General features: G+C 32.7%; 25 protein-coding genes. 7 read left to right on the top strand and 18 right to left on the bottom strand.

Annotation, left to right across the window (positions count from 1 at the left end):
• The first annotated feature begins 12 nt into the window (after window positions 1-12).
• From AC1Q51_RS00170 to AC1Q51_RS00145, 6 genes are all read left to right on the top strand, one after another.
• Complete coding sequence (locus AC1Q51_RS00170; protein ID WP_090976108.1) at window positions 13-1089, top strand: toprim domain-containing protein; 1077 nt, start codon at window positions 13-15, stop codon at window positions 1087-1089.
• Between the two features lie 27 nt (window positions 1090-1116).
• The gene (locus AC1Q51_RS00165; RefSeq protein WP_046945436.1) at window positions 1117-1674 is read left to right on the top strand and encodes an RNA polymerase sigma factor; all 558 of its coding nucleotides are present in this window, start codon (window positions 1117-1119) and stop codon (window positions 1672-1674) included.
• 461 nt (window positions 1675-2135) lie between these two features.
• Window positions 2136-2795, top strand: coding sequence for a hypothetical protein (locus AC1Q51_RS00160; protein WP_046945437.1), 660 nt, complete (start codon window positions 2136-2138; stop codon window positions 2793-2795).
• 86 nt (window positions 2796-2881) lie between these two features.
• A complete protein-coding gene (locus AC1Q51_RS00155) occupies window positions 2882-4276 on the top strand; it encodes a DNA polymerase (protein ID WP_090976106.1) in 1395 nt (464 codons plus the stop codon).
• A gap of 623 nt (window positions 4277-4899) precedes the next feature.
• Window positions 4900-5304 (top strand): DNA polymerase I, encoded by a 405-nt coding sequence (locus tag AC1Q51_RS00150; RefSeq protein WP_090976104.1) that lies wholly within the window; start codon window positions 4900-4902, stop codon window positions 5302-5304.
• Between the two features lie 167 nt (window positions 5305-5471).
• Complete coding sequence (locus tag AC1Q51_RS00145) at window positions 5472-6179, top strand: DNA polymerase (RefSeq protein ID WP_090976102.1); 708 nt, start codon at window positions 5472-5474, stop codon at window positions 6177-6179.
• A gap of 111 nt (window positions 6180-6290) precedes the next feature.
• Here AC1Q51_RS00145 and AC1Q51_RS00140 read toward each other — a convergent pair whose 3' ends face one another.
• The 10 genes from AC1Q51_RS00140 to AC1Q51_RS00095 form a co-directional block, all read right to left on the bottom strand.
• A complete protein-coding gene (locus AC1Q51_RS00140; RefSeq protein WP_090976100.1) occupies window positions 6291-7043 on the bottom strand; it encodes a hypothetical protein in 753 nt (250 codons plus the stop codon).
• Between the two features lie 13 nt (window positions 7044-7056).
• On the bottom strand, window positions 7057-8082 hold the full coding sequence (locus tag AC1Q51_RS00135) for a vWA domain-containing protein (RefSeq protein WP_090976098.1): 1026 nt from the start codon (window positions 8080-8082) through the stop codon (window positions 7057-7059).
• Between the two features lie 102 nt (window positions 8083-8184).
• Window positions 8185-8541, bottom strand: a complete 357-nt coding sequence (locus tag AC1Q51_RS00130; RefSeq protein ID WP_046945443.1) for a thioredoxin family protein — start codon at window positions 8539-8541, stop codon at window positions 8185-8187.
• 106 nt (window positions 8542-8647) lie between these two features.
• Window positions 8648-8821 carry a hypothetical protein gene (locus AC1Q51_RS00125; protein ID WP_000900867.1) on the bottom strand — a complete coding sequence of 58 codons (174 nt, stop codon included), beginning with the start codon at window positions 8819-8821 and terminating at the stop codon, window positions 8648-8650.
• A gap of 13 nt (window positions 8822-8834) precedes the next feature.
• Complete coding sequence (locus tag AC1Q51_RS00120; protein WP_000369000.1) at window positions 8835-9059, bottom strand: DUF1653 domain-containing protein; 225 nt, start codon at window positions 9057-9059, stop codon at window positions 8835-8837.
• Window positions 9060-9093: 34 nt separating this feature from the next.
• Window positions 9094-9390: a hypothetical protein gene (locus tag AC1Q51_RS00115; protein ID WP_046945444.1), complete on the bottom strand. Its 297-nt coding sequence runs from the start codon at window positions 9388-9390 to the stop codon at window positions 9094-9096.
• A gap of 51 nt (window positions 9391-9441) precedes the next feature.
• A complete protein-coding gene (locus AC1Q51_RS00110) occupies window positions 9442-10158 on the bottom strand; it encodes a hypothetical protein (RefSeq protein WP_090976095.1) in 717 nt (238 codons plus the stop codon).
• Window positions 10159-10321: 163 nt separating this feature from the next.
• Window positions 10322-11347 (bottom strand): hypothetical protein, encoded by a 1026-nt coding sequence (locus tag AC1Q51_RS00105; RefSeq protein ID WP_090976093.1) that lies wholly within the window; start codon window positions 11345-11347, stop codon window positions 10322-10324.
• A gap of 179 nt (window positions 11348-11526) precedes the next feature.
• Window positions 11527-11898, bottom strand: a complete 372-nt coding sequence (locus AC1Q51_RS00100; RefSeq protein WP_090976091.1) for a hypothetical protein — start codon at window positions 11896-11898, stop codon at window positions 11527-11529.
• A 141-nt stretch (window positions 11899-12039) separates the two neighbouring features.
• A complete protein-coding gene (locus tag AC1Q51_RS00095; protein ID WP_090976089.1) occupies window positions 12040-12711 on the bottom strand; it encodes a hypothetical protein in 672 nt (223 codons plus the stop codon).
• A 506-nt stretch (window positions 12712-13217) separates the two neighbouring features.
• Here AC1Q51_RS00095 and AC1Q51_RS00090 point away from each other — a divergent pair.
• The gene (locus tag AC1Q51_RS00090; RefSeq protein WP_090976086.1) at window positions 13218-14183 is read left to right on the top strand and encodes a sigma-70 family RNA polymerase sigma factor; all 966 of its coding nucleotides are present in this window, start codon (window positions 13218-13220) and stop codon (window positions 14181-14183) included.
• A gap of 122 nt (window positions 14184-14305) precedes the next feature.
• On the opposite strand, the gene AC1Q51_RS00085 is transcribed toward AC1Q51_RS00090, so the two are convergent.
• From AC1Q51_RS00085 to AC1Q51_RS00050, 8 genes are all read right to left on the bottom strand, one after another.
• On the bottom strand, window positions 14306-15130 hold the full coding sequence (locus tag AC1Q51_RS00085; protein ID WP_090976084.1) for a GH25 family lysozyme: 825 nt from the start codon (window positions 15128-15130) through the stop codon (window positions 14306-14308).
• A 19-nt stretch (window positions 15131-15149) separates the two neighbouring features.
• Window positions 15150-15449 (bottom strand): hypothetical protein, encoded by a 300-nt coding sequence (locus AC1Q51_RS00080; protein ID WP_000998963.1) that lies wholly within the window; start codon window positions 15447-15449, stop codon window positions 15150-15152.
• A gap of 16 nt (window positions 15450-15465) precedes the next feature.
• A complete protein-coding gene (locus AC1Q51_RS00075) occupies window positions 15466-16473 on the bottom strand; it encodes an N-acetylmuramoyl-L-alanine amidase (RefSeq protein ID WP_090976082.1) in 1008 nt (335 codons plus the stop codon).
• A gap of 199 nt (window positions 16474-16672) precedes the next feature.
• Entirely contained in the window at window positions 16673-17050 is a 378-nt protein-coding gene (locus AC1Q51_RS00070) for a hypothetical protein (RefSeq protein ID WP_000655296.1), read from the bottom strand.
• A complete protein-coding gene (locus tag AC1Q51_RS00065) occupies window positions 17050-17418 on the bottom strand; it encodes a hypothetical protein (protein ID WP_046392586.1) in 369 nt (122 codons plus the stop codon). The genes AC1Q51_RS00070 and AC1Q51_RS00065 overlap by 1 nt, the downstream gene beginning before the upstream one ends.
• Before the next feature lie 569 nt (window positions 17419-17987).
• Entirely contained in the window at window positions 17988-22343 is a 4356-nt protein-coding gene (locus AC1Q51_RS00060) for a DNRLRE domain-containing protein (RefSeq protein WP_492331289.1), read from the bottom strand.
• 42 nt (window positions 22344-22385) lie between these two features.
• Window positions 22386-25280, bottom strand: a complete 2895-nt coding sequence (locus tag AC1Q51_RS00055) for a halomucin (protein WP_090976076.1) — start codon at window positions 25278-25280, stop codon at window positions 22386-22388.
• Entirely contained in the window at window positions 25265-25876 is a 612-nt protein-coding gene (locus AC1Q51_RS00050; RefSeq protein WP_090976074.1) for a hypothetical protein, read from the bottom strand. The genes AC1Q51_RS00055 and AC1Q51_RS00050 overlap by 16 nt, the downstream gene beginning before the upstream one ends.
• Window positions 25877-25903 lie beyond the last annotated feature (27 nt).

The raw sequence follows: 25903 nt of genomic DNA, 5'->3' as shown, positions 1-25903 counted from the left end.
AGATGAAAATACATGCAAAAAGCAAAAAATATAGAAATTCTCGAAAATACATCACTTGATATACCAAATCTAATAGATGATTTGCGTTTTAAGTATCAGTATTCCCTTAGATATCAAAGTAACCATGCAGCATTTTCAAAGAAAAATGATAACGGCAATTATATAATGTGTTGCTGTCCGAATCATACAGAAACAAGACCATCATTTGGTATTTCTAAAACCCCTCCCTATCACACACACTGTTTCTGTTGTGGATACTTAGGAACCATAGATTGTGTAATTGAAACCGCTTTTGTTTTAGAACAAGGCAACGGATTAAAAGCCCTATTATCGAATTACTATTTTGAAAACAATCGTAAACCTTTAGACATTTCAAAACTCTTAGCTACAAGAAAAAAATGTATAAAAGCAAATACGTTATCCGAAGAAACACTCAAAAAATTGGATGCGGAAAAATTTAAAAATCAAGGGATTTACAATGTAGCAATGTCCTATTTAATTAATCAGCGTGGAATAAACATGAAGACTTTAGATACTTACGAAATAAAAATAGATGTCAGAAATAAATGTATAGTATTTCCGCAGCGTACTCGAAAAGGGGATCTTCGCTTTTTACAAAAACGAAAAATTGGAAGCAATTATAAGGGTTCAAAATTTATCAACGAAGGATTACCAAACAAAAAAGATATTTTATTTGGACTTCATTTAATTAATCAATTACGTACATCAGCCAATCGAATTAAAAGAGTTCGTATCGTAGAATCTCCTATAGATGTAATGAGTAACTATCAAGTAGGTATTCCTGCTGTTGCAATTAATGGGAAATTATTATTTAAAAACCAAATACGCGAATTACATCTAGCAGGTATAGAGATTGTTGATCTATTTTTTGACAATGACAAAGCTGGAAAAGATGCAACACAAAAAGCAACAAAACAATTAATACAGGAAGGATTCACGGTCAATCATACGCTCTATCCACCCCAATTCACTGAAGATTCAAAAATCGACTCCAATGACTTACTTAAAATGGGATTACTAGATAAATTAAATACAAATTCAATTAGTTTACTAAGCAGTAAATTTTAATTCATTCAAATAAAGGGGATTTATATAATGAACACAGCAACTATAAACTTTCAAGATTTAATAATGGAAATACTAAACTCTGAATCTATAGCTAAAATTTTTAATTTCGAATTATTTAAAGTGAGAAATCAAGACAAAGAGGATGTGAAACAAGATTGTATCTTGCGCATAATGAAATCTCTTCAACAAACAACAGTTCCATCTGAAAAGCTACCTTCATTCTGTCAAACAATTATTAAAAGAACCGTGGTTGATTACTATCGTTATACAAATAGAATGGTAGAACAAAATTCGACTTCTGTATTTTATTGTGATGGATTTATTGAAGACGAATCTAGTGAAAACAATTGCCCTACATTTTGCCAAGAGTCTTACGAACAAGGATATGAATTCTCAATTGTTAAAGCAGATTATGAAATACATAGAAATAAATTTACTCCGACTGAACAACATGTTATCGAATACATGCTATATGACGGCTTAGGAGTCTGTATGAATTTAGCTGAAATCGCAAACGAACTTAAAATTAATAAATCGCACTCAACAAGAGCATTAAAGAAATTGCGTAGCATTTATTGTTGTTAATATACTTAGTTCCCTACTATCTCAAACAACAATCACCTAAAAATATTGTAAAATAATTAAGAACATTTTGTAAACAAAAGTAACTTTTATTTTTATTATAAATTCCGCAACTTTTTAATTAGTTATTACGATAACTATTAATTAGTCTAGTATATACAACTAGTATACAACATCGACAATAATTTTCAAAGGCGTTTTATCTGTTTCTTATTAGATTTCAGCCTTCTTTTATATATAACACTTCATTACATGAACTTTACTGGAAAATTATTAAGCTTAATTATTGATTTGTTACTATTAAATATTAGCTAGATTTATAACTTACAGTCTGCATTTAAAAAATTAATTTCTGTTTATTTATATAAATAGAATAAACAAAATTAATTTAAATAAACCTTTATACCGATATATAACAATTTAATAACATTATATATCCTGTCAATTTAAGGAGGAAATAAAGTATGACAACAATAAAAGGATTAGATGCAATTTTAAAAGTGGGAAATACCTTTCTTACGTTTAAAGATAAAAAACCACTTACACTTTTATTTATCGATTGGTATGAAAATCTGGTTGGTATTCGCGAGCATTATGAACCCACCTTAAAACCCAAATATATACGTTGTCCAGGGACAGGTGTGTGCCCCCTTTGTCACGTTAATCCGAGTAAATATCCGAATTTAAAGATTAAATTACGTGTATATGATCCATTAGATAATAAGATTAAGCTAGTCTCTTTAGCGAAAACTCACATTCAAAAATTACACACAGATTTTAATTTTTACATGATTGATCCTACAAAAGACTTTGTCACTATTTCTAGAAGTGGAACAGGTGCTAATGATACCACTTATTCAGCTAAACCATACCATTATACTTCAGTGGATGAAGAACCTATATTAAAGAAACCAGACTTTAATGAAATTGAAATGCTTGATATATCAACATATATAACTTCTCATAGTCCTGATGAAATCCAAGAATTTATGAATGCAGCATCAACAATATATAATTTACAGCAAGCACAGTTTCAATGTAGTTCCCCTACTCTTCCATTGGCTACTGAAGGTTTTGATGAAAAGGAACAATTGAGAACTACTAATCATAAATTACCATTTTAGAAAACAGTATGGAATTTTAATTTCTATTATTAAATATAGAAAGGGACGATTATTTCGTCCCTTTTTGAAGTAAGGAGTTGTAAATTTTGTTTTTTAAATCAAATGAATCCAATCAGGACATTTTTACACTATTAAATAGGCGCGAAGTAAAAGAAAGCACACAAAAAACTCGTATAAAAAAAAATGAGAAAAAAAAGATTACGATAAAACAAAATCAATATGTTCACGGAATTAATCATTCAGTAAAACTACCTTCAAATTACTATTTAATACATACACCTGAACAATTTGAAGAATTTATTACCAAGTATAAGGTGTATAAAACCTTACATTCGCAAGCTTATACATTTATTGATACGAAATCCACTGGTTTTAATCCTTTTAAAGACTCAATCATCTCAATTACGATTGGATTTATTGATAACAGTTTTTTTTATATACCTATTAAGCCTTTTAAACATGGATTATCACAGCATATCTCTACATTAAGTCTAGAATACACGATGAAAAAACTCTCACCACTATTAGAGAAAGATACCTTATTAATACTTAGTAACAGTAAGCAACACATTCATGCTCTATATAATTGGTGTGATTTTGACATTACATATAATATCTTTTGGGATACTGAGATAGCTGCAAGCCTATTAAATGAGAACCATCCAAAAGGTGTAAAAGAATGGTATAAAGAATATGTATTACCTCGTCTTATTTCAAATGGAACCATTTTAAATACCATTGATAGAAAAAAATATATGATTGAAAAGACACTCTATGATCAGCTACAACATCATGTAGCTACCTACTTCGCTTGCTATGATATTTTTATGCTAAAGTCTGTATTCGAGTATCAGAAAAGAATTTTTGAAAACCCTAAATTTAATCTTGTTTCTATATATAAATTATTTAGGGAAATAGAGATGCCTTTAATAGCCGTACTTACTACCGCTGAAAGAAAAGGAATTAAAATTAGTGAAGAATTTCTAAGTAATGATGTAAAACAAATACTCCAAACGAAATTACAATCCGTAAAAAAAGAAATATTGAATTACCTAGGTTCCACTATCACATTAAATAATTGTATACACCCACCTAAGCAACAAAATAAATATAATGGCGTAAATAAATTAACAAGCACTTTGTTTAATATAAATTCTCCAGCCCATTTGGCCCAAAAACTTTATATTGATAACGCTATTCTAAAACCTATCATGGAATATGACAAAGGTTGCAAAAGTGTGATTTCCAAACTAAAAACAGATAGAAAAACGCTGATACATAATCTATCAAAGCATCCTGTAATTCCTCTAATTCTAGAATATCGTCGCTTAGTGAAATTAATAAGTTCTTTTTGTGACTCCCTACCCAAAGAACAACAAGGTACTATTGATAATAAAATCCATCCTATCTATAACTCTGTAGGAACTAAAACAGGCCGTATGAGTTGCTCGTCACCAAACCTAAAGTTGTGGGCTGCATAAAGGTGACTTTATGTGTAAGCAGATCGTTAATTCAGGGGAAACTAAGGGTAATTACCTATGTCAATCCTGAGCCAAGTCTAATAGGGATATTAGAAAGGTGCAGAGACTACTTAAATTAACCTAGAACAGGCGAAATAAGCACGAAAGCGATCCACCCTTCTACAACAGGGTGATGATATAGTCCGATACTCTTTGAAAAAAGAGAGCAAGGATAAAGAGCCTTGCATTACTACAATGACAACAAGTACCAAGTAAAGCTGATTTTATACGTATGGCCTTTAGAGCAGAAAGAGGTAGATTGTTCACCAGTATTGACTTCAGTTTACAAAACGTTGGCTGAAGTCGTTAATCTAAACCTACTCAAAACAGGGAACGCCCTCATGTAACGGTGGAGCGAATCCTGTGCTTCTAGTGACAAGAAGTGCAACGACTGCTTGTTAATTATCATCTCGATTCATAGTTAACAAAATAATGAGTCGTCTATCAACCAGAATTGATAAATCAATCGAACTCATTTATACGGTAGGCTATGGGCTTAGTAGTCACAAAATTCGCCCATTATTTGCAGGAATGCAACAGAAGGTATAGTCTAATCCGGCTCCTTTAAGGAGTGTTGAAATACCATGAAAATGGCGGTATACATACAACAAGAATTACGTTGGCTCGCAATAGTAACACAAGAACCGGTACTAATTGAAGCCTTTAAGAAAGGTTTAGATGTACATAGTCAAATCACTTGCCAAATTAAGGGATTTACTTATCACTTGTTTGAGGATATTCGAAATTATAAAAGAGAGACACTAAAAGAGACTCAGCATCATATAAAACAGCTTATAAATAAATGGTCAGATACTCCAGAATGTCTATATATCTTGAAGATATATAATATGAAGGAACTAAATAGTACTACCATTCCTACTCTAGCAAATGCTTTTGAATTGCTTAGAAAAGAAATGAAAAGCATTGTATTCGGTAAAGGGATTGCCGAATTAAAATCTCACTCAAAACAGGGAAACCTAAGTGTATAAGCATATGGTAATCCTGTGCCAAAGCGTTCATTTGAATGGCAGGTGCAGAGACTTATAGCGTTCCGCGGTTAATAAACAACCAATCTAACGAGTTCGCTTAATGTGAGAAGCAGCTTAAAATAGTTGCTAAGGTATAGTCCACTCCCTTAGGAAACTAAGGGGTTTAAGTGACCTTATATGGTATAACAGAAATCGGCTTATCTGATCAATTAAATATTACAAAAGTAGCAGCGACCTCGTTAATTAATCAATTTAAAAAACAATTACCCAACTTTTTAAGATGGGAAGCTGAAACACATAGAGAAGTTTTAACCAATGGTTATGTAAAAGATTTTTTTGGTAGAAAAAGACGTTTTAAAGAAACAATATTAAAAGCTACCAATTCTTCCACCTTTAAGAACAAAAATTCAGATTGGAGATTAGAGAAAATAAAACGGCAAAGTTGTAACTTTAAAATACAAGGAACGTCTGCGACACAAGTTAAAAAAGCCATGGTAAATTTATTTTATCCCACCCGGCCAGATGGTACAAAATGCTTAGATAGAGATGAATGGCTACAGGAGAATTTCAAATCTATACTTGAAGAGCATGATATACACATCGTATTACAGATACATGATGAATTAATCTTTGATGTACCACAAGATGTTTCCCAAGACGTTTTAAAAGAAATTTCAAACATCATGCTAAATGCCATTCCTTCTACCCATTTAGGAGTGACATTCCGTTCGGATATTCATACCTCTCCATATTGGGGTGGTACATTTTCAATCGAAGAAATTAAAGAGTTTTCTAATAGTGATGTAGATCTGAACAGATTATTTCATCAACAATTTAAACAGAAAATAAACAACTTCCTTAATTCAACGTTTTAGGTGAATTTAATAGAAAATAAATTAAACATTATAATTGCCACTTTGATCAAACGAGATAATAAAAAAACGTACACTTCTGTACGTTTTTTTATCTTTATAGTTCCTAATTATCTATACAAAAAATTGAAATACCATTTCAACTTCTGCCTCATTTGTATATTCAACCCTAGGCATGGTGCTCGGATTACCATCAATAGCTAACGATAACGGTGCAATACTAACCATTGGTGTAGGTGTTGTTAATAAAACCTTACATGCAGTTACCCATTCTACGCCATATTTCTGACGCGCCGAATCATTTAATTTCACATCAATTCTAGAAATATTTCCAAAGTTCGTTACTGACTCCCCTGTTTGCCTATTGAACCCTTTAACCGCAATACCATTACGTAACGAGTCATACGATACAATATACTTCTCTGATGCAATTGTAAGGATTTTATACGGCATTGCGCTCTTAACAAATTCAAATACATTTGGTCGTTTATCGGGCTTTCTAGTACTCATCTCAAACACTTTAATTAATTCAATATCTTTAAGTAATAATTGTCTCTTTTTACCTCCGCAATTGCTTGCTGTATCATATGGTGCAGGAGCTATATCATGAAATAATTCACCTGGAATGTCAATACAATTAAAGCATCTTTCAATAGATTCTATAATTGTAACAAAGTTTAATAATTCAAAATCTATATTTGTACGTTCTAATTCATATAATTTTTGTTCAAGCATCTCTAATTCTATTTCCAAACGACATTTTGTAATAGAGGAACAATCTGAACTAGCTATATCATCTCTCATACGCTGCATAGCATCTTCAATAGCTAAAATCTCCTCATACAAATCTCCAAATCTAATTGTCATTATCACTTCCTCCTCACTTTTTTTTCGGAGCCTTAGTAGGATCTAATGTCCAAGTGATCCAATCGCTTACATCTTTTAAAGTACTTACATGGAAGTACTCTCTACACTGTCTAAAGAAAGGAATGATAGGACTATTCCAATTCCCTGGCCCTATTTTCCCAGGTCCGTTTCTTCCAGGAAGAACTGTATATATAGTTTTCATAGGCACTAATGCATAACGATTAAATACTTTAAGGCTATTTAGCTTCCCATCAACCTGATCGTATGTAACTTCTTTATACAGGCGATGTGAAGGTTCGCTACTGCCCTCTAACTTTTGTCTATCATCTGATACAAGAATAAGAGAATTCTCTACAGGTTTACCATTTACTACACTTTTATCTATCACTTGATCAATTGAATGATAAATTGCAGACATACCAGATTCAGGGAAATCCGATCCTCGCTTAAATGTTAGCGTACCAATATCAGAAAATGCTTGTGCTAACCCTTGTACATCTACACTTTTATTCAGTAGAATTCTCCAAAAGTTCGGTCTATTATCTCCTGCTCTGTCTGTTGGATCAGCGTAGGCCACTAATGATACTTTACATGGGATTTTAGCAGCTTTAGCATAACGTTCGATTTCATTTGCTGTGGCAACCAATAAGTTTCTAACACGCCCTCCAGGTTCAAGGCCCCCTCCTTCAAACATGGATTCAGAAATATCCACAACGAAAATAATATTAACCCCTGTGACTGTAACAGGTGGTACCCACGGATCCGGTTTTGGATAAGGTAAAACTTGTGGTTTTCGTGCATAAGAAGGTCTCACGCACTCCCTTATACATTCCCTGATTTTATACATTAATGTATCCAAGTTTTCACCAGATTCAAGTCCTGATTCCATGATTACTTCACGTATAGCTTCTAATTCATCTACATATTGCCGTAAAGCATCTACTGAATATGGATGGCTATGTGCCATACCCTTACGCAAATCTTTAATCATTTTATCTATTTCTTTAACATATCTCATAATACTTTTAAGTTTAGGCATATCGATTGTAACCTCCTAACTAAATATAGTAAGCCCATTATAGGAAAAGGTGTGTCAAATGACACACCTTTGTGGTATTACCTTTTCATGTTTCTTCTCACTTTAAGCATCTTTTTCTAATACTTCCTCTTCAGCCTCCATTTGGCTTGCTAATTTACTAGCCTCAATAAACTCCTGAATTTCTTGCTTAGGAGTAAATCCCACTTTCTTTTCAATATTTTTACCATCTTTCATAAACAGAAGCGTTGGAATCGTAGTAACTTCACACAATTTAGTGATATCTAAAAATTGATCAGCGTTAACTTGAATAAATTTAATATCGTCAATTTCTTTTGACAATTCCTTAATATCCTGTGTAATCATTTTACAGGGGCCACACCAAGTAGTATAAAAATAAACTAAAACAAACCCTTCTACTATCTTTTCTTTAAATTCTTCAACTGTATTAATTTCAAACATGTTATTCCTACCTCCTGTAAAGTATTTATAAGGAAGAACGCCAATAAATTCTTTATACCGTATATTAATATAAAATAATTATATATTTGCATACATTTATGTCTACTTAATTTCCACCACAGCCGCATCCAACCTTACGAGCTACCGTATATGTATTACCGTCATTCCACTCTTGAGAAATATTTAATGCATTACGAGCAGAACTAGCCCAAACTTCTTTTTCTACATATTTTCCTTCTGCATCATGACCAGAAACCATATATTTTCGCTTGCCTAACAAATTAACCCTCTCCTTAATTACTTTTATAGAAATTACCTAAATGCTCAAAGCGAGGAACTTTTACTCCGCATACCTCAATATCCGCCATAAAAGTACTCTGAGGTTCAATCCAAGTATTTCCTTTAGCATCTTCATAAATTACCATTTCTTCATCCGTTCCTGTTTGTTTTCCCTTACCAGTAACGAGATAAATTCCACCCTTATAATATCTATAGATTTTAACTTTTTTATTATCCATATCTCCTCAACCTAAACATAATCCTCATATAAATTTATTTAATAATTTCCTTCATTTCTTTTAACCAATTTACTAACACCATTTCTATTTCCTGCAAACGTCTTATAGAAGTACTTTCAATCATTCTTTTAGATGCTTTATTGCAAATATAGAGACGTTCTTTTTCAGTATCAAATACCAAAGAAAGATGGTAATCTTGTAAACCAAGTGAAGTGGAATCATATCTTACCATTCGCTTAATGGAATGTTCGATATGTATCTCCTTTAACTTACTAGCGAGGTTTTCTCTATGCTTTTTCCACTGATCCGTTGTAAATGTATTTAATAGCATATTAAATTATCACCAACCTTAAAATCATACCCTCTAAATCTCATTTATTAACTACACTAAAATTGCTGAATCATAATCCCCTGATACAATATAATTAATCCCTGAATCATTATGAATTTTAATTATAATCACTTCGTTAATTTGATGATTTATAAATGATCCATAAGGTACCTCAATATCTTTCATTGCATCAATAACATTTTGAATCTCTTTATTCTTAACTTTCATTGCATTTTCTATTTTGTTGCTACTATTAGAAAAATGTAATGGATACTGTAAGTTTTGCTCCGTTACATTTTTTACATTTAGTTGTTTCACTAAATATTTCACATAATCTTCTGCTTTTTTAAGCCGATTCTCCATATTACGATAGCTCTTTTCCAGCTCCGCAATATAAAGATTTCTACTCATATCTGCCTCATTATTAGAAACTGATTCAGAAGCATTCTTAGCCTTTTTATTCAATTGACTTTTCCCCTCAATGTTATCTCTTACTTGCAAATGTTGTACCTCAAGCAAATCTACATGTTTCAAGGCATTATTTTCACCTTGTTCTAATTCTTTTTTTATTGCCTTTCGCAAGTAATTAAACCATTGGACCAGCCATGTGTTATCAATATGACCATTAATAATTTTGTTTTGTTCTTCCATAGAAAAATCCATGTCACAAATTTTAGCAAGTCCGGAATTAATGTCGATACTAATGGACAAATTTTCGCCACTTTGAATTAACTGTACTAATCGACTAATTTTCTTAGATAATTCCATATCGTTTACCTCTCCTATTTCATACTGGTATTATAGTAGTCGAAATATATATCAATTTAGTTGCGATTTTTTTCTATAGCAAATTTAAATATTAAACTTTCTATAATACGTACTTCCTTATGAAAAATACTGTACTATGTTTTTACATTCACATTAAAAAATCTTAAGTAGTCGGTAATTCATCTAATGGTTTATATTGAAATGCATTAGATTTTTCAGACTCTTTACCCTCTAAATTAATTGCCGTCATTTCAATTACAGATACTTTATCATTAAAAATGTTATGATCTAATTTAGCAGGTGAATGCTCAACACCTGTTAAAACTAATACACCATTTACAAAAATGTTATAAGTCTCACTATCAGGTGACGTACTATAATCAAATCTAACTTCTACTCCACTTTCCATATTATTCACAGAAGTAATAGCTGGTGGTTCAGGGGCTTCATTTCCTACGACTGTAATTGGTAAAAATACTTCATGCACCCCATTTGTAATGACTATATCTGTAGTTCCTCCACTAAGGCCTGTTACAATTCCTTCAGGGCTCACCTTTGCTATATATTTATCTTTGACAGAATAAGTAGTGCCTGTACTCGCCCAATATACATAAATTAACCAGTTATCACCAACTTCTTCTTTACCATCTGTTTGGAAAGTAATCCCTAAATAGTCACCATTTAAATTTACAATTCGATATTCATTTCGTTTATTCGTTGCTATAACTTGTAATCCTTGTGTTTCTCTATCATCACCCACACCAAAACCATTGGTAGTCTTTACTATTTCAACTGTTCGTTCTTCGTATTTATAATTACTAATGTCTACCGTTGTAATTAAACCTTTATTATTATATAAATTATCTATATCTTTAAATAACATGGCCGGACGAAGTTCAGCAGTAACATTCCTTGTAACCCCATCACTAGTTAAAGCTTCTACATTCAACTGAACTTGATCACCCGTGTTGAGATTTAAATTCTTGTGGGAAACCATTAGAAAAGCTGTTGATGATAAAGGCTCGAATTCTGTATTAAGAAAAGCATCAACTTTCTTCTGGTACTTCTTTAGAGAGTCCTCCAAAACTAACTTTGCTTCTCTATAGGAAGTCTCAATTAAAGCAGAACTTACCTCATCTCTCTTTTGCTCTAAAGTGCCTAACTTCGTTAAAATTTCTTTTGCCCTCATATTTCATCCTCCTCCCTCTTGTATCGCATTCATTATAAGGATTTACAAAATTTTTTATTTAATTTTTTGTAGAATAATTCTAGCTTTTTGTATAGTCATATTGTTTAACTTCCCAAAAGAAAAACTCTTTATTTTCAAATCTATAAAGTAATTTTTTAATGATGCTGCCCTGTTCATTATTATTTTTTAAATGCAGGATGTTCTTGAATACTTCTTGTTGCTTTAGAAACATCTTCATTCAACTCAGTTGTAGCTAGAGAGATATCTTTGGCTAAGCTAACTAACATGGTCATATATTCAACTTCTGCAAAGGATATGATAGAATTTTCACCTTTAGCATTTTTTCGAATAATAGTAGTACCATTTTCCTGCCATTCCTTAAACTTACTTTGAAAAAAAACATCTGCTTCCTCTAAGCTAAGACCTTCAGTTACTTCTTGTGTCTCACTCTTTAACTTTTTTATTAACTTATCCTCCAGCCAATCAACTTTCTTTGAATTACCACTTTTAAAATAAAAAACCGCAGAAACATTAAATTTATTTATTTTCATATTTAAATACCTCCTAGATTATAATCTTTCATCTACACCTGATCTTACTCTAAAGCTTCAATAAGTTAATTAGTTTGATATGGAATTTATCCTTACAGTTATATATTTATAGTCGTTTTACTTAACTAAAGTGTTGCGAACTTATTTCCTAATAATTAAAAATGAGCCAATATCATGGGAAGCATCTATAGGTATTGATATGATTCCTTTAAGATGAGAGGTACCTGATTTACGAATTGAAATACTTCCCTCTAAGCGCGATGCACTTGCAACATAAATAGAGCTTTTTATTTCGTCAAACATACTCTTTCTAATAATAGCTGTTCCAATAAGAGTATAGCTTGCATACTGTCTTGTTAATATTGTAGAAATTATTTGAGACATATCAGGATATACCACTAAAATATTGCTATGAATCTCCATAAATTTATAATAAGTACCATCTGCAAATGGTTCCGTATTTAATACTTTTCCAATTAACAAATTGTATGCTGAGCCGCCAATTAAATTAATATCATGATGTTTCTTTGTATCCATGTGCTCAAACACCAATACAGTACGATTATTAGAAAAATCATATATCCCACCTAATTTACAAAACAAAGGAATGTTATTATCTCGAAAAATAGTTGTAATCATTTCAGGAAGTTCACTTTCAAATTGCTCATGATAAGTTTTATATTCACCTGTCTTTAATATGACATTGTATACAATTCCATCGATCTTAATTTCTAGGTTTTCATCTAAAATAGAAATAACATCCTCCAATTTTTTATCGCAGTATATTCTATCACCATGTGGAGTCAATGCCACTTTCTTCACCTCCTAAGAAAAGCAAACTTTCAACAGCTTTGTTACTCTTTAAAGAATTTCTTTGCTTTGAATTTTGTTTAACTGAAATTTTGTTTGAATAAAACAGAATTATTACTCCTCCTTTTTCATAATAGCTATCGAAATATCCCTAAAAATAGTTGTAAGATTTTAAAAATCTAAAATGAAAATAGTTTTTTGCTAACCTTCAATTCGATACTTACAAGTGTCTTCCGTTTATCCACTCAATAAACCTATATTTTCTCCTGCCCTTTTTTAAATCCTTCTACTTTTTCCGTCGCAACCTATTAACTTCTCATAACGACAGTTAGTATGCAGATTCAACAAACAGGAGGATTTAGAAATGACAAAAGACAAATTAATAAAGCTATTATATTTCAATTTGGATAAGTTAAAGTTAAACTCATACTTTGATTCGTTACCACAATCTTACATCCTAAAATTAACCAAAAGTTTTTTCTTTGTTAATAGAGTTGGGGTGAATTAAAGTGCCTTCCCAAAGATATATTGATCTTAGAAATGATAATTTACCTGATTTGCATAACAATGTGTTATTGAAAGCATGCCAAGAGGATTCTGATTTACTCTCTGAACTTTTATATGAAAATAAAGAATTTCTCTTCTCAATAATTGCTCACTACAAAGGAAGCATTGAATCCCTAAAAAGCAAATTCAACGTTGATGAAGAGGAGTTACTTCAACACGCTTATATAGCTGTTATTACAGCTATTAGAGATTTTGATTTTAATAAAGGAATTAAGTTTACAACTTATATTTATCGGCCAATTATATGGGAAATTAATCAATTACTCTATAATGATTCTAGACTAGTACGATTAAGCCGAAGTGCAGTAGATCTACTCAAACAAATGGAGAAAGTTGAAAATGAACTAGGTTATTTCCCAAAAGCTGAAGAATTAGCAATATTACTTGATGTTACTGTAGAGCGCATTGAAAATGTTCTTCGATTCGCTTCAGAATTAACCTCTTTAAATTCACTTGAAAACTTTGAACCCGAGGATTACTCAATAGGTTATGAAAGTAAAGTAATGGATAAAATCTATGTAGAAAATCTACTTAAAAACTCCGATTTATCCGAATTTGAAACTCAAGTGATCAATCTTATTATGGATGGTAACAATAACTCACAGATAGCAAAAAAATTAAATGTCTATCCAATGACAGTTAATCGTGCTTTAAACCGCATAAAAAATAAATTAGATAACAATTTTGAGTCAAAACGTTTGTCCAAATATGAAAGTGAAATTGAACTAATTGCAGAAGAAATGTCAGAATTAAACTGTATAATGAATATAGAACAACTCAAAGATTTATTAGATGTATGTGGTTATAATATAAGCAAGTATAGCTCTCGGGTTTTATATTATATCCGCCAACAAGCTATAAGCCGCTTAGAACAGAACCTATCTGAATGCACTAACTGCTCACAATAAAAAAATTAAGAGAGTATATAATTTAAATTGATCGAAGATTGAAATTATTACTTACTATCAAATTCAATATAACTATATATAAAAATAAGCAGATTCTTTATTTGAAAGAATCTGCTTATCTATTAAAGCTCCTGAATCCACATACCGTAGCTAGGAAAAGCTGACTTTAGTTTATTAAATGTTTCATCCAGCCATGATTTAGAATTAAAATCTCCCACAACAATCCTATAGCTGTCATTACCTAAATTTTCCTCCCACAAACCATAACCAGGCAGGATTTCTTTTATTCTATTTACAGTAGCATTCTTCCATTCAGATGAATTAAAGTCACCAACGTAAATACGATAATGCTGTTTGTTCTCCTCTTCTCCCAAGAACCATTTAAGAGATTTATCGCCATTCAAACGGTTAACATCACAATTTCCAATTCCAGATACATACCCACCTGTTGTATTGTCTGCGTATTGCCATAAATCACAACTATATTTCGGCTTATTGCCATAGCGTGGAACCCATAAAAAATCAGCTTTTATATTACTTAACCCATATTTTTCATACATATGGTGGCTTACATATAAACCAACTTTCCACCCTGCCGCTTTACATGTATCAATAAATGCTTGAGATGCTGCAGCTAATTTACTTGGTCCACAACTTGCGAGTGTATCATCTTCTACATCTAACACTAAGAATCTAGCATTTGGACTAACTCGTGCCATAAAATCTTTTGCTTCCACAATTGCATCATTAACACTTACATAACACCCATATGCATATGCTGCATGCGGGACGCCATATGCTTCTAATTTTTGCACATGCTGATTATACAATTTATCACGTTTCAATGAACCATATTGCACACGACAAATAGCAAGATCTAAATTTTTCGCCGCCACAGCCCAATTAATATTATTATTCCATTTTGAAATATCAACAATATATCCCATACTTTAACCCCATCCTTCTTTAACGTAAAATATCAAATTTTTTCAAAAATCCATTCGCATAATTTGCTCCTCTACTTGCCAATAATCCTGCAGATATAATGGATATATATTTTCCATATCCATTCAAGTCAAAGAAGTTTAAATTAAAAGCAAATGCTAAAGAAATACCTACAAAAATAGATAACAGATACGTGAAACGATCTTGAATAGTTCTATTAGGTATCATGTTTTTTAGAATCTCTGTAAGAGATTCTGTTAGAATTGCTAAAATCACTAACAATGCTCCATTCTCTAGCATTGACTGTAAAAGGTCATTCATTTTCTATTCCTCCAATTTAAAATAGTGCATACCAAGTTTGCATACCAACTACACCATCAATAGATAAGAAACTAGAATTACGCTGATACTCTTTGATCTTTTCTTCTGTTTCCTTACCAAATATGCCATCAACACTCACTTTTAATGTTCTTTGAATCGCCTCTATATTCCGTCCCCTATCGCCTCGTTTTATAGGCTTTCCTGGATATGGTCGAACAGGAGGGCTTCTCATATACTCTTCTAGTTCTATGTTGATGTAATTCTTGCCTAATTGAGGTGAACCTGGCTCGATTAAAATACTTTGTCCTTCATACAATGCATGGATGTCCAGTTCTGGATTTAATTTTTTTAAACAATCTGCTTTTATACCAAATTGTGTGGTTAAAGACTGAAGCGTATCAGTTGCACGTATTGTATATAACTTTCCATTTTTGACCGATATCTGTTTAGCTATCATATTGGTTTCCTTTGTACAACTTTCAAACTCGTCTACTACATCCATAATGAATTGATTAAAGCTTTTACCTACAAATTCTAGTCCTTTAGTGGGATCACTTCTCAGCTTAGAATCTAGTACATCATGCCCTATAATATCTCGGCGAGGATTTAGTCCAAACTTATAACAAATATAAGCATGTAGCCAAACATAGCGCTTATACGAATCTACCTTATCAATTTTTTCACCGTAGCATAATTCCACTCCGATGGCAGAATTATTAGCACATGTATCATATAATGCATTACTAGTATTAACATCATAAATTACATGAAAGGCATATTCTGGTTCATGTATCACAGCAGGTATACACTCAATAATTTGTTTATCATCTACGAGAAAATGTACCGCAGTATTTGATTGATTCTGTGTACGTTGATAATAATCTACACTTTCTCTTGCTGTTAAGTTGGGATGCTCTACACCATGTGCCACAATAAATTGAACATAAATACGATTACCAGGACGCTTGGTTGATCCTTCATCCAGATAATCCGTTTCAATTTCAAATTTTTTCTTAAATCCCACATCAAGACCTCCTCATGCCTGAATAAAACGAAGAACATTAATCTCGTATTGCAATACTTGATTTGCATTATTATAAGAAGAATATTTAATGGTTTAACATTTACTAAGAATAATAAATATATTTAAAATAAAAACATATAGAGGTAGTCCTTGTTTTTAAAATAACTAATTATTCTGAATGGATTTCCAAGGAGTCACCTTATTCCGTAATACTATTGCGTCTCCTTTGTACCTCTTCTTTTAATTCTCTATTCGCAGTGGTTAATTCATGCACTTGCGTTTCCAGACTCTCATTACGAGCCGTTAATTGTCTTACTTGTACTTCTAATTGAAGGTTCGCTTTTGTTAATCTAGCAACCTCTAGAGTTAGTTCTTTCACCTGATTTTGATATGTTAACATCATATCTTTGAGTTCAATTCGAAACTGCCTTTCGTCATCAGATAAAGAATGACGGTTTGTACTTGTATCGATACTGGTGTTAGAAGTTGGTTTGTTCTTAGAAGTTAAATAACCAAAACCTCCTGTAATAAACATGCCTAATACAGAAGCAATTGCAGAAATTAAACTATCTTTCATTAACCGTCACCTACTTTCATCAGCTTAAGATAGAGACCTGCGGCCATAAGTGCCCAAACAAAATAACTTGTACCTGTTGTAGCACTATCACTTAACCATAAGGAAACGGAAACAAATGTCCAAAATCCAATAGAAATTAACAATCCAATACTTCTAATAATCTTATTATCTGTAGCCACCCCATATAATAAGAAGAAAGATATAAATAAGCATTGCATGCCCCATAACTGTTCCGGCATAACTTGCTCCATAGTACTGTAAACAGAATTTTTAAATGTAGCAATGGGAGATAACAATAGAACTGCCCACCACAGTGCTATACTGATCAAACCAATTTCAACAAGATTGTATTTTCTCTGTTTAGGCATATATAATAGCCTCCTACTTTTAGAAATTCTCCCACCTTAGACATAACTTAATGTGAATTATTACAAGGTAAAGAGATGTTGCACATGAAATACACTCAAAATTTCCATCTCCATATATTGTCAGAGATAAAACGTATTCCTATTTCATTTATCCTTATAACTTTAGGCAGCTATCACTTTCTATCATTGAGGCTTATCTAGCTTCTTACGTAAACAAGTTAAAACAATTTCAAGTCAGTATACATAAAACTAACTTTCTACATTGGAAATATTTACGCTGTTAAAGAATTTGAGTAGAAAATGTATATATTCCCTCTAACATTACTCAAAAATAAAAAGGTTACACCTTTCTTAGAGAAACAATATCTACAATACAATACGTTAAGAAAAGGTACTTTAATTAAACCATTAAAAGTTCTTTAGACAATGAAAATTGGATCTTACAACAAAATCATAAGAATTTATATGATTCATATATTTATAAATTTATTATCTTATTCAATAGAAATTATAAGAATTTAATCATAAAAAATAGCCTACCCAGTGAAATGGTAGGCTACTTTTCTCTTTTACATTATATAGGCATATGGATATGCTGTTACGACCTCAATACTACTCTCTAAATTGCTAACGCGCTTAATTAAAGCTGTTACCGATATCTGTGATTCATCACTTTGTCTTACAAAGAAATTGTAAGCTTGTAAGTCACTTTTATCGGACTGTCTAACAGCTATTGTTCCAAGTTTATCATATGCAGCTGATCGTCTTACTGCAATTTTACTACTTAAATCTTCCTTATCACTCTGCCTTATAACAACCGTGGAATTTACACTGTAATGTTCAAATACTTCAACTAAACCAACAAGATTACTATTCGAAGACTGTCTAACGGTAGTTTCACCATTAAGTAAACCACCATCTGTTTGAGAATCACCCCATACTCGTACAGTAGCGTTCCCGAACAAATTAAAATGATCATAGCAAGCTATTTCACAAGCTAAATCTGCTAAGGCAATTTGTCTTGCGGCAATCTTGGAAGGTAAATCACTAACTTGTTTAGCTTGAATAAATCCATTTAATCCGATTTCAGCACTTCGTCTAATACTAATACTTGATTCTTGATTCTGGTTATCGCATATTCGAATAGCTATTGTTCCATCTAGTTGTCCGCCATCAAGCCAAGAGTCACCCCATACCCTTACTACAATAGAGTTTTCTAGTATCACTGCACCAGTTTGTCTTATTCTAATAGAAGAGGCTAAATCTCTATACCGTGGCTTACTAGCAGTAATGCTAGAGAACAAGTTAACCCAAGGCCTTACATACCCCTTAATCGGAAGCCTATCTTCAGTATTTTGTTTAACTCTTACATAACCTCTAAAATCTATATGACCTATAGCTCTTACAGTTAGTTCTGAATAGAAGTTACCTGAATTTATTTCAAATATACTGTCTAAATCTGAGCTTCTTCTTACTCGCGCATTTAACATGGAAACCAGATTTTTTTGCGCATTAATAGGAATCGTAATAAACGATTGTAAATTACCTGAGTTTACTGTTACAATACCTGGAACATCATACATCATGCGTAGATTAATTGAAGAAGGAATTTCCTCCCACCCACCTAGCGGAATATGAATAGTCGCAGGAAGATTGTTCTCATTATTTTGTCTTGCAATTACATGGCCATTTAATAAAGATTTCTCCCAAACATTAATGTACGTTTTTAAATTAGGATTTCCTATGTTACCATAACCTTCTAAATCTACTCTATACTTAACGTACATTTCAGAATGTTGATCGGTACATTCTTCAACCCTAATTCCAATTGTACTATCTAATTCAACTCGCTCTTTAACATCTAAACTACCAGACAACTCAAAACTACGTGTGATTTCAAATTCCATGAGTAGATTATTTTGCAAGTCAGTATCATTAGACCTTACTCTTATATCAAAATTAGAAATGAGATCATCCCTATAAAGAACATAAACACTAGAGACTTTATTATTTTCAGTAATACTCATAGTAGAGGCTATTTGCCCACCATTAACTATAGGGTTCCCCCATACACGAGCGGTAATATTAGTGCTCAAATCATTTCTATAAAGAACATAAATACTCGAACGTTTTTCTATTTCATTGGCACGAATATAACCATCAAGGTCAGATGCACCTATTGTTTTAATAGCTATTTTTGCAGGAATTTCACTAAAATCTTTTTGTCTAGATACAATACTACCTATAATTTGTGGATGGTTAATCCAAATTCGGGATTCTAACTCCCTAGGTTGATGAACATGTAAACTAGATGCTAGATTACCAAATCCTTTATTATCTCTAACAAGAATGTTACCAATTAAATCTTTTACCTTATTCTGAATAATTGTGATTTCTGCTGAAACATACGCATGATCATCAGAATATATCTGCATGTCATAGTATGTAACTTCTAACTCTGGTCTTCGCTCGATTGCTTCTTTTGTATAAAATCCTCTAGATAAATTTTCGGACTCTTCTACTGCCCGCACTAAGAAACCAAGGTTAGGTTTTTCATATATATGCCACTGCTTAACTAAATGCGTTACATCAAACTCTACGTATCTAGCTGCTCCACCTATTACTCTAGTTACGGAAAATCCATCTATTGCAGCTTGAGGTTGATTAGCCCACGTTACACCTGTTTCATTCCATTGACTATTACTTTCAGTGACCTGGACAGACTGAGAACCTTGTCCTCTCCCATCATAATACAGTCGTAAAATAGCTTTACCTATTTCAGTATTTACTGTCGGTATTGTTGAAATATCAAATCCAACAAGAGAACGATATTTCTCAGGAAACGGTGATCCAGTCCTACCTATATACATCTGTGTTTCTGAACCATAGTTTAATTTCGGAAAAAATTCACGAACAAATGCATCCTTATTCGGATACAGTTTCATATTAAACTTCGGCCTTTCCATCATGCCATAACTAGCCCTTAATACGAATGGCTTAGAGACAAACAATTTACAGTGTAAATTTTCAGTTACTCTAATCGATAACTCAGATGATAACCACTCAAAATAAATAGGCGCTATTTCATAGGTAGCCATCATACTGTTTTTCAAATTAATGAACATGTCTCCATATAATTCATTCCACTCTTTAATCCCTAAATCCATAGGTAAATCTGCTATAAAGATTGGAGAAATTTCATAACTGGCAGACATTATTCCTTTTACAGCTACCGTTAAGGTACCATCGAGCTCTGAAAGACTAGTAATAGTAATTTTTGAAACCAAATCATCTATGATAATCCCAGACATACCATACTGTGCTCTCATGGATGAACGGGTCGTTACGTTAATAGTAGAGAGAAGTTCCTGTACAGCTCTTACAGTAAGATTTGCAGGGAAATCTCTAATGGTAATACCATCTACTCCATAGGTTGCTCTTATATATGAAGTAGTAGAGATGTGTAAACTTGATTCCAAGTTATTCGTACCCATTACAAAAATCTCGGAATAAAGATCACTATAATACGAAGGCTCAGTAAAGTATGTAGCCCTTACTAATCTATCTACATTTATATTAACTCCAATATTGGAAGGTAAATCTTTAAAATATGTTACAGAAATGGCACCTTTAAAATCATGATATGAAGCTTTGTCCGTTTCATACTTAGCAGACAAATGAATTTCTTTCATATTCACTATAATGTTTGATTTTAAATGTGCAGGATATGTCAATACATTTACTTCAGAGAGTAAACTTGAAATATATTGCTCATCAATCCCATAATGACCTACTAATTTGGCATAAGGGTTAATAGATATATTTGAAATTAGATTATTATGTGTACATACTCTAATTTCTGATTTAAAATCGCTAGATCCATAACCCTCCATATTATATTCAGAACGCATATAACTGATAGGATTGATATTCAATGTACATCTTAAATCTTTTTGGAAATGTGTGACACTAATTGTAGCAAATAAATCGTCTTCTCCAAATTTATCAATCTCATAGTTAGCGGCTATTCTAATACTTGGATTAATTATAATAGAACTTATCATATCTTCAGGTTTCATAATATCTATGAAGCCTTTTATATTTTGACTATCTACTTTGGCTGTCTCATATTTTGCTGTTGCTCGAGACATCATGCTTACATTTAAGGTAGCTTCTATCTCATCACGCCATAATACTAATCCCTTAGAAGATAGTTCACTTTTATTGTCGGTAATAAGAAAACCTGCATTGTAACTATTCGTTACCTCATCCCAACTAAGGGCCCTTTGATATATTCTAAAAGTTGCTATATTCCCTTCAAAATAACTATTATTTGCTGTTGATGATTTACCTAATACTAATGGGGCCTTTGTATTAATATATTCTCCTAATACAGGTAAACTAAAGCCCTGCGGAGCTGCATTGATCATCCCCCATAAGCGTTCCCCATCATACAGCAAAGTTACATGTTGCCAAGCCTTTATGTTAACTTCAGCAAAAACAAAAGACATTTTCTTTGTTTCTGTCGTTATTTGAACCCGAATTTCACGAGTATCTAAGTCAAAATAAAGTGAAAACCCTCGTTCACTCCCCGCACCATAAGATGCGATATAACCTGACTTAACTGGTTTGACCCAAGTTTCAAACGTAAAACCTGAGTCTGTTGGCAGTAATTCCAAATGATTAGGGATTACTACGTGATTGTTAAGGCCGTTAAAGTAAAGTGAATAAGGGTCAGTAAGTATATTCATACCTGTCCAAGTCTTATCTTGCGAAAAGTTAAAACTTATCAAACTTCCGTTATGCCCTTTTCTTGCTAAATCAAACCAAGAATTAACAGGGATTGTATTTACACCCTGTGAGTAACCTTGGTTAGCTAACGCAGAGTGTAAATGTAAGGTCAGTCCCTTTAACGGATATGCCATTCTAATCACATCCAATCCCATTGTATTGAGATGAAAAGCTCATTAAGCAGGACTTGCTTTTGCCTTCATATCAAATGTACCACCCTCTGTAACTGTAACTTCGGACAAGAACCTAATATAAAACTGTCTAGCGTCTCCAATAGGTATAGTCCCAGGGAAAGGTATTTCATCTACAGGTACAAAAGGATTGTTTGATAAACTTAGTTGGACTGTAATACCTGGTTTTACTGTAGGTGGATCAACCCAAACTTTCATATCCTTAACAGGGAAATCAGCATTATTCTGCAGCCATACAGGATAAGCCTCAGAGGTACTACCCGCTACCAAAGTTCCATATTCTAAATATCGTAAAATATTACCTGCTTCATCAGTATAGTACAGGCCTATTTCATTTCTAAAACCTAAAATCGGAAGTTTTGGTGGGATGTGTTTTATTAATACGGGATCCCCATCTCGATTCTTTTCATCAAATGCCCAAATATTCACGAAGTCGTAGGCACCGTAAGTGGAAGGATGTCGAATTTCTGGTGTATATTTGGCTTCGAGTGCATTATAAGATCCTGAGCTAGTATTATTTCTATTATAGAAGCTATTATCAATTGTCCAACCTGTAATAAAATATGTTACTTGGGGAGTTTCTCCTGTATAATTATAATCACACGTCGAGTTGTATAGAGCTGATGCTCTTGCATAACCTGTAATAATTACTCTAGAAATCTTTACATTCCAAACCCCATCTTGGCTATTTCTACTAGAATTATAATACTCGTGCTTTCTATAATGAACTCCGCCAACAACACCGGAAGAGCTAGATGCTTTACGCATATCGGCATGGACTACGCAATCCTGCACCATAATATCTTGACTACCTTTTGAAGAGTATACTATATAAGGTATATTACCAATAATCCCACCCATATAACCATTGACTTGGTCAAAAATACCTGATACAGTACATTTTGATATATTGGCTCTCTTACTTGTAGTACCTACAATACCTCCAAAATACCCACTTTGCTGTTGAATCGGGGCATCGAAGTGACAATTTTCTATAATAGCTCCGTCACCCATATTACCTACCAATCCTCCCGAACCATTTCCGTTTCCTGAACCAGCGAAAGCCTTATAATTAAATGAGTTAAACATTTTTACACTTACATTAATTAATTTAGAATAATCCCCCATTTTACCCACTACAATACCTGATTGATTACCAACTTCCATGTCAACATCAATAATAGTCAGATTTTTCACAATAGCGTAATTAGATAATTCGTAAAATAGCCCAACATTACTAGATGAACGTCTATACATATAAAGGTTACCTATAGCCTTACTATTCCCATCAAAATTACCTTCAAAAACATTAGCAAACCAGCCATTATTATAATTACTCATCCCCATTCCAATTGGCAGCCAACCATAACCCGACTTGGGATAGTTCAATATAATATCATTTTCCATACGAAAATGTTTATCCGCGAAATGACGGACCTGTTCTAAATCAAATTGATTATAAATTAGGAATGGATCATTTGAAGTACCTTTACCTTTTCTATACTTAATAAACTTCCTATTCTCAGGATATCCCTTATTAACTTTATAATCACCAACATACCAAAAATTCTGATAATCAAACGAATATGAAGAAGCTTTTTTCATGTCTGCTTCATTAATTGCATTGCCTCCACCCTTAGCTACTCCGCCTTGTTTTGTAAGATTGTAATAGCAAGAATATATGCTGCTTCCTGAACCTACAAACCCCCCATGATTCGAAGCATTTTTAGCAACTGTTAAATCAGTAACAGAACCTGTTGAGAAACATTGAGATACAGATCCACCATTAACAGTTCCTACAAAACCACCACAGTTATTACCTGAAGACATCACATCCGCATGACTGTAGCTTCTAATGATACTCCCTGCATTTTGGTAACCGACTAGACCACCTGTATGTTGAGCAGAGCTCCCCTCATTTTTAACTGTTCCCGAAATTACAGCACAATCTTCAACATCTCCATCAGACTTTCCTACTAAAGCACCTACCATTGATCCATTGGCCACGATATTTACATTAACTAATCGAACACGCTTAATAGTTCCACCGGTTTGTTCACCAAATAAGCCAATATTAGATTGGGAACGATTAATATATAAATCTTTAATATCATATCCCGCACCATCATAGTAACCTTTAAAGCTAGTAATTGGAGCAAAACCAGAACCAGTTTGATAACTAGTCATAATAATATCCTTTGTTTGCGTGTAGTAAGCGCCTAAGTTACTTCGGACATTATGTAAATCCTTTTCATCCTCAACTAAATAGGGACTAGATTGTGTTCCCCCTCCACCAGAGAAATGGTCAACATATATATATGTCTTACCTTTTTCTTTTACAAAGTATGGTCTTTCTTGATCTTTTTCTGTCTTTTGTTCAATAAAGACAATTAAAGGATTTCCATCTTTGTCCGGATCAGTAGCAATAAATACTTTGTCGTAGTCATCTTGAGGTAAAATAATAACGCCGCTTGTTTCAGATGCCCCGTCTACCCAAGTAAATTCCCGTGGCAAAACAATACCTGCTTCAGAAATTAAATTAGATAAATCGCGAACACGTTCACGACTTCGTACAGAAATACCTGTCGGATCATCTGTATCTAAAATAATTTCACTGTCCAGATGAACTTCTTGAAATGTTGAATATACTAGACTTAAATCTTCATCACTTACTACATTTTCAATATCACACCATTTATCTTCTACTAAAATTTGAACCGGTATATTAAATGTTTTTAAGTGAACTTTCTTATCTATAACTTCTATTGTGTAGTTTCGAATCTTTTCAGTATCTTTTACTACACTCCCATCCATGTTATAAGACGTACCATAAAGGATATTTAGAAGTTGATCTCTTGTTAACTTTACTGAATTATCCAATTCAATTCACCACCTATATTAGGTTCAAGAGGCGCTTTAGTTTCAAAAGCTACTCGTCCATTATTTACTATAATCACTTTGCCATCTAATTTCTGATCAGCTACCATTCGTAAATTAATCATGGCAGGTTGATTAAGTGGAAGTTTTACAATGGGTTTAAAATGAAAATTAATACTCTCTACATTAATATTCGTTTTATAACCCAAGCTGTAATGAGTAATACGGTTCGATAACACTCCGTTTCCCTGAAAACCAGCCACAAGTCCTGATGCTTCCGCATCTTTAAATGTGATAATATCGTTAATGTCATACTTAAAATCACCATTTAAAGGTATGGTTTTCCCATCAAATTCATAAAAGAATTGAATGCGATGACCTGCTATATTGAAAATACCATCACGCTCAAAATAAATTTTATTACCGTGACCAATTAATCCAAATCGGAAAAGCTTTTTTCTATCAATCTTATAAAAGCTATTCTCTTCTTTTGTATTAAAATCAAACTCTGGGAGATGAGTACCGTCAGGATACTCAGCCACCCAGATAAAATCCTGTGCCACAGGAGAATGTGTATATTTATCATTTTGTAAAATCAATTTGCTTCCCCCTACCTCATTGCATTG

Source organism: Bacillus sp. MT94 (genome assembly GCF_058792475.1).
The sequence above is the reverse complement of the archived record's forward strand: the minus strand, read 5'-3'. Positions and strand labels throughout refer to the sequence as shown.

What these genes read in the sequence shown, in the direction of transcription:
- AC1Q51_RS00070 (WP_000655296.1), bottom strand. Translation starts at nt 17,050, where the DNA reads ATGAAAGATAGTTTAATTTCTGCAATTGCTTCTGTATTAGGCATGTTT.
- AC1Q51_RS00160 (WP_046945437.1), top strand. Translation starts at nt 2,136, where the DNA reads ATGACAACAATAAAAGGATTAGATGCAATTTTAAAAGTGGGAAATACC.
- AC1Q51_RS00140 (WP_090976100.1), bottom strand. Translation starts at nt 7,043, where the DNA reads ATGACAATTAGATTTGGAGATTTGTATGAGGAGATTTTAGCTATTGAA.
- AC1Q51_RS00080 (WP_000998963.1), bottom strand. Translation starts at nt 15,449, where the DNA reads ATGAATGACCTTTTACAGTCAATGCTAGAGAATGGAGCATTGTTAGTG.
- AC1Q51_RS00170 (WP_090976108.1), top strand. Translation starts at nt 13, where the DNA reads ATGCAAAAAGCAAAAAATATAGAAATTCTCGAAAATACATCACTTGAT.
- AC1Q51_RS00100 (WP_090976091.1), bottom strand. Translation starts at nt 11,898, where the DNA reads ATGAAAATAAATAAATTTAATGTTTCTGCGGTTTTTTATTTTAAAAGT.
- AC1Q51_RS00110 (WP_090976095.1), bottom strand. Translation starts at nt 10,158, where the DNA reads ATGGAATTATCTAAGAAAATTAGTCGATTAGTACAGTTAATTCAAAGT.
- AC1Q51_RS00065 (WP_046392586.1), bottom strand. Translation starts at nt 17,418, where the DNA reads ATGCCTAAACAGAGAAAATACAATCTTGTTGAAATTGGTTTGATCAGT.
- AC1Q51_RS00150 (WP_090976104.1), top strand. Translation starts at nt 4,900, where the DNA reads ATGAAAATGGCGGTATACATACAACAAGAATTACGTTGGCTCGCAATA.
- AC1Q51_RS00130 (WP_046945443.1), bottom strand. Translation starts at nt 8,541, where the DNA reads ATGTTTGAAATTAATACAGTTGAAGAATTTAAAGAAAAGATAGTAGAA.
- AC1Q51_RS00085 (WP_090976084.1), bottom strand. Translation starts at nt 15,130, where the DNA reads ATGGGATATATTGTTGATATTTCAAAATGGAATAATAATATTAATTGG.
- AC1Q51_RS00135 (WP_090976098.1), bottom strand. Translation starts at nt 8,082, where the DNA reads ATGCCTAAACTTAAAAGTATTATGAGATATGTTAAAGAAATAGATAAA.
- AC1Q51_RS00060 (WP_492331289.1), bottom strand. Translation starts at nt 22,343, where the DNA reads ATGGCATATCCGTTAAAGGGACTGACCTTACATTTACACTCTGCGTTA.
- AC1Q51_RS00120 (WP_000369000.1), bottom strand. Translation starts at nt 9,059, where the DNA reads ATGGATAATAAAAAAGTTAAAATCTATAGATATTATAAGGGTGGAATT.
- AC1Q51_RS00165 (WP_046945436.1), top strand. Translation starts at nt 1,117, where the DNA reads ATGAACACAGCAACTATAAACTTTCAAGATTTAATAATGGAAATACTA.
- AC1Q51_RS00115 (WP_046945444.1), bottom strand. Translation starts at nt 9,390, where the DNA reads ATGCTATTAAATACATTTACAACGGATCAGTGGAAAAAGCATAGAGAA.
- AC1Q51_RS00105 (WP_090976093.1), bottom strand. Translation starts at nt 11,347, where the DNA reads ATGAGGGCAAAAGAAATTTTAACGAAGTTAGGCACTTTAGAGCAAAAG.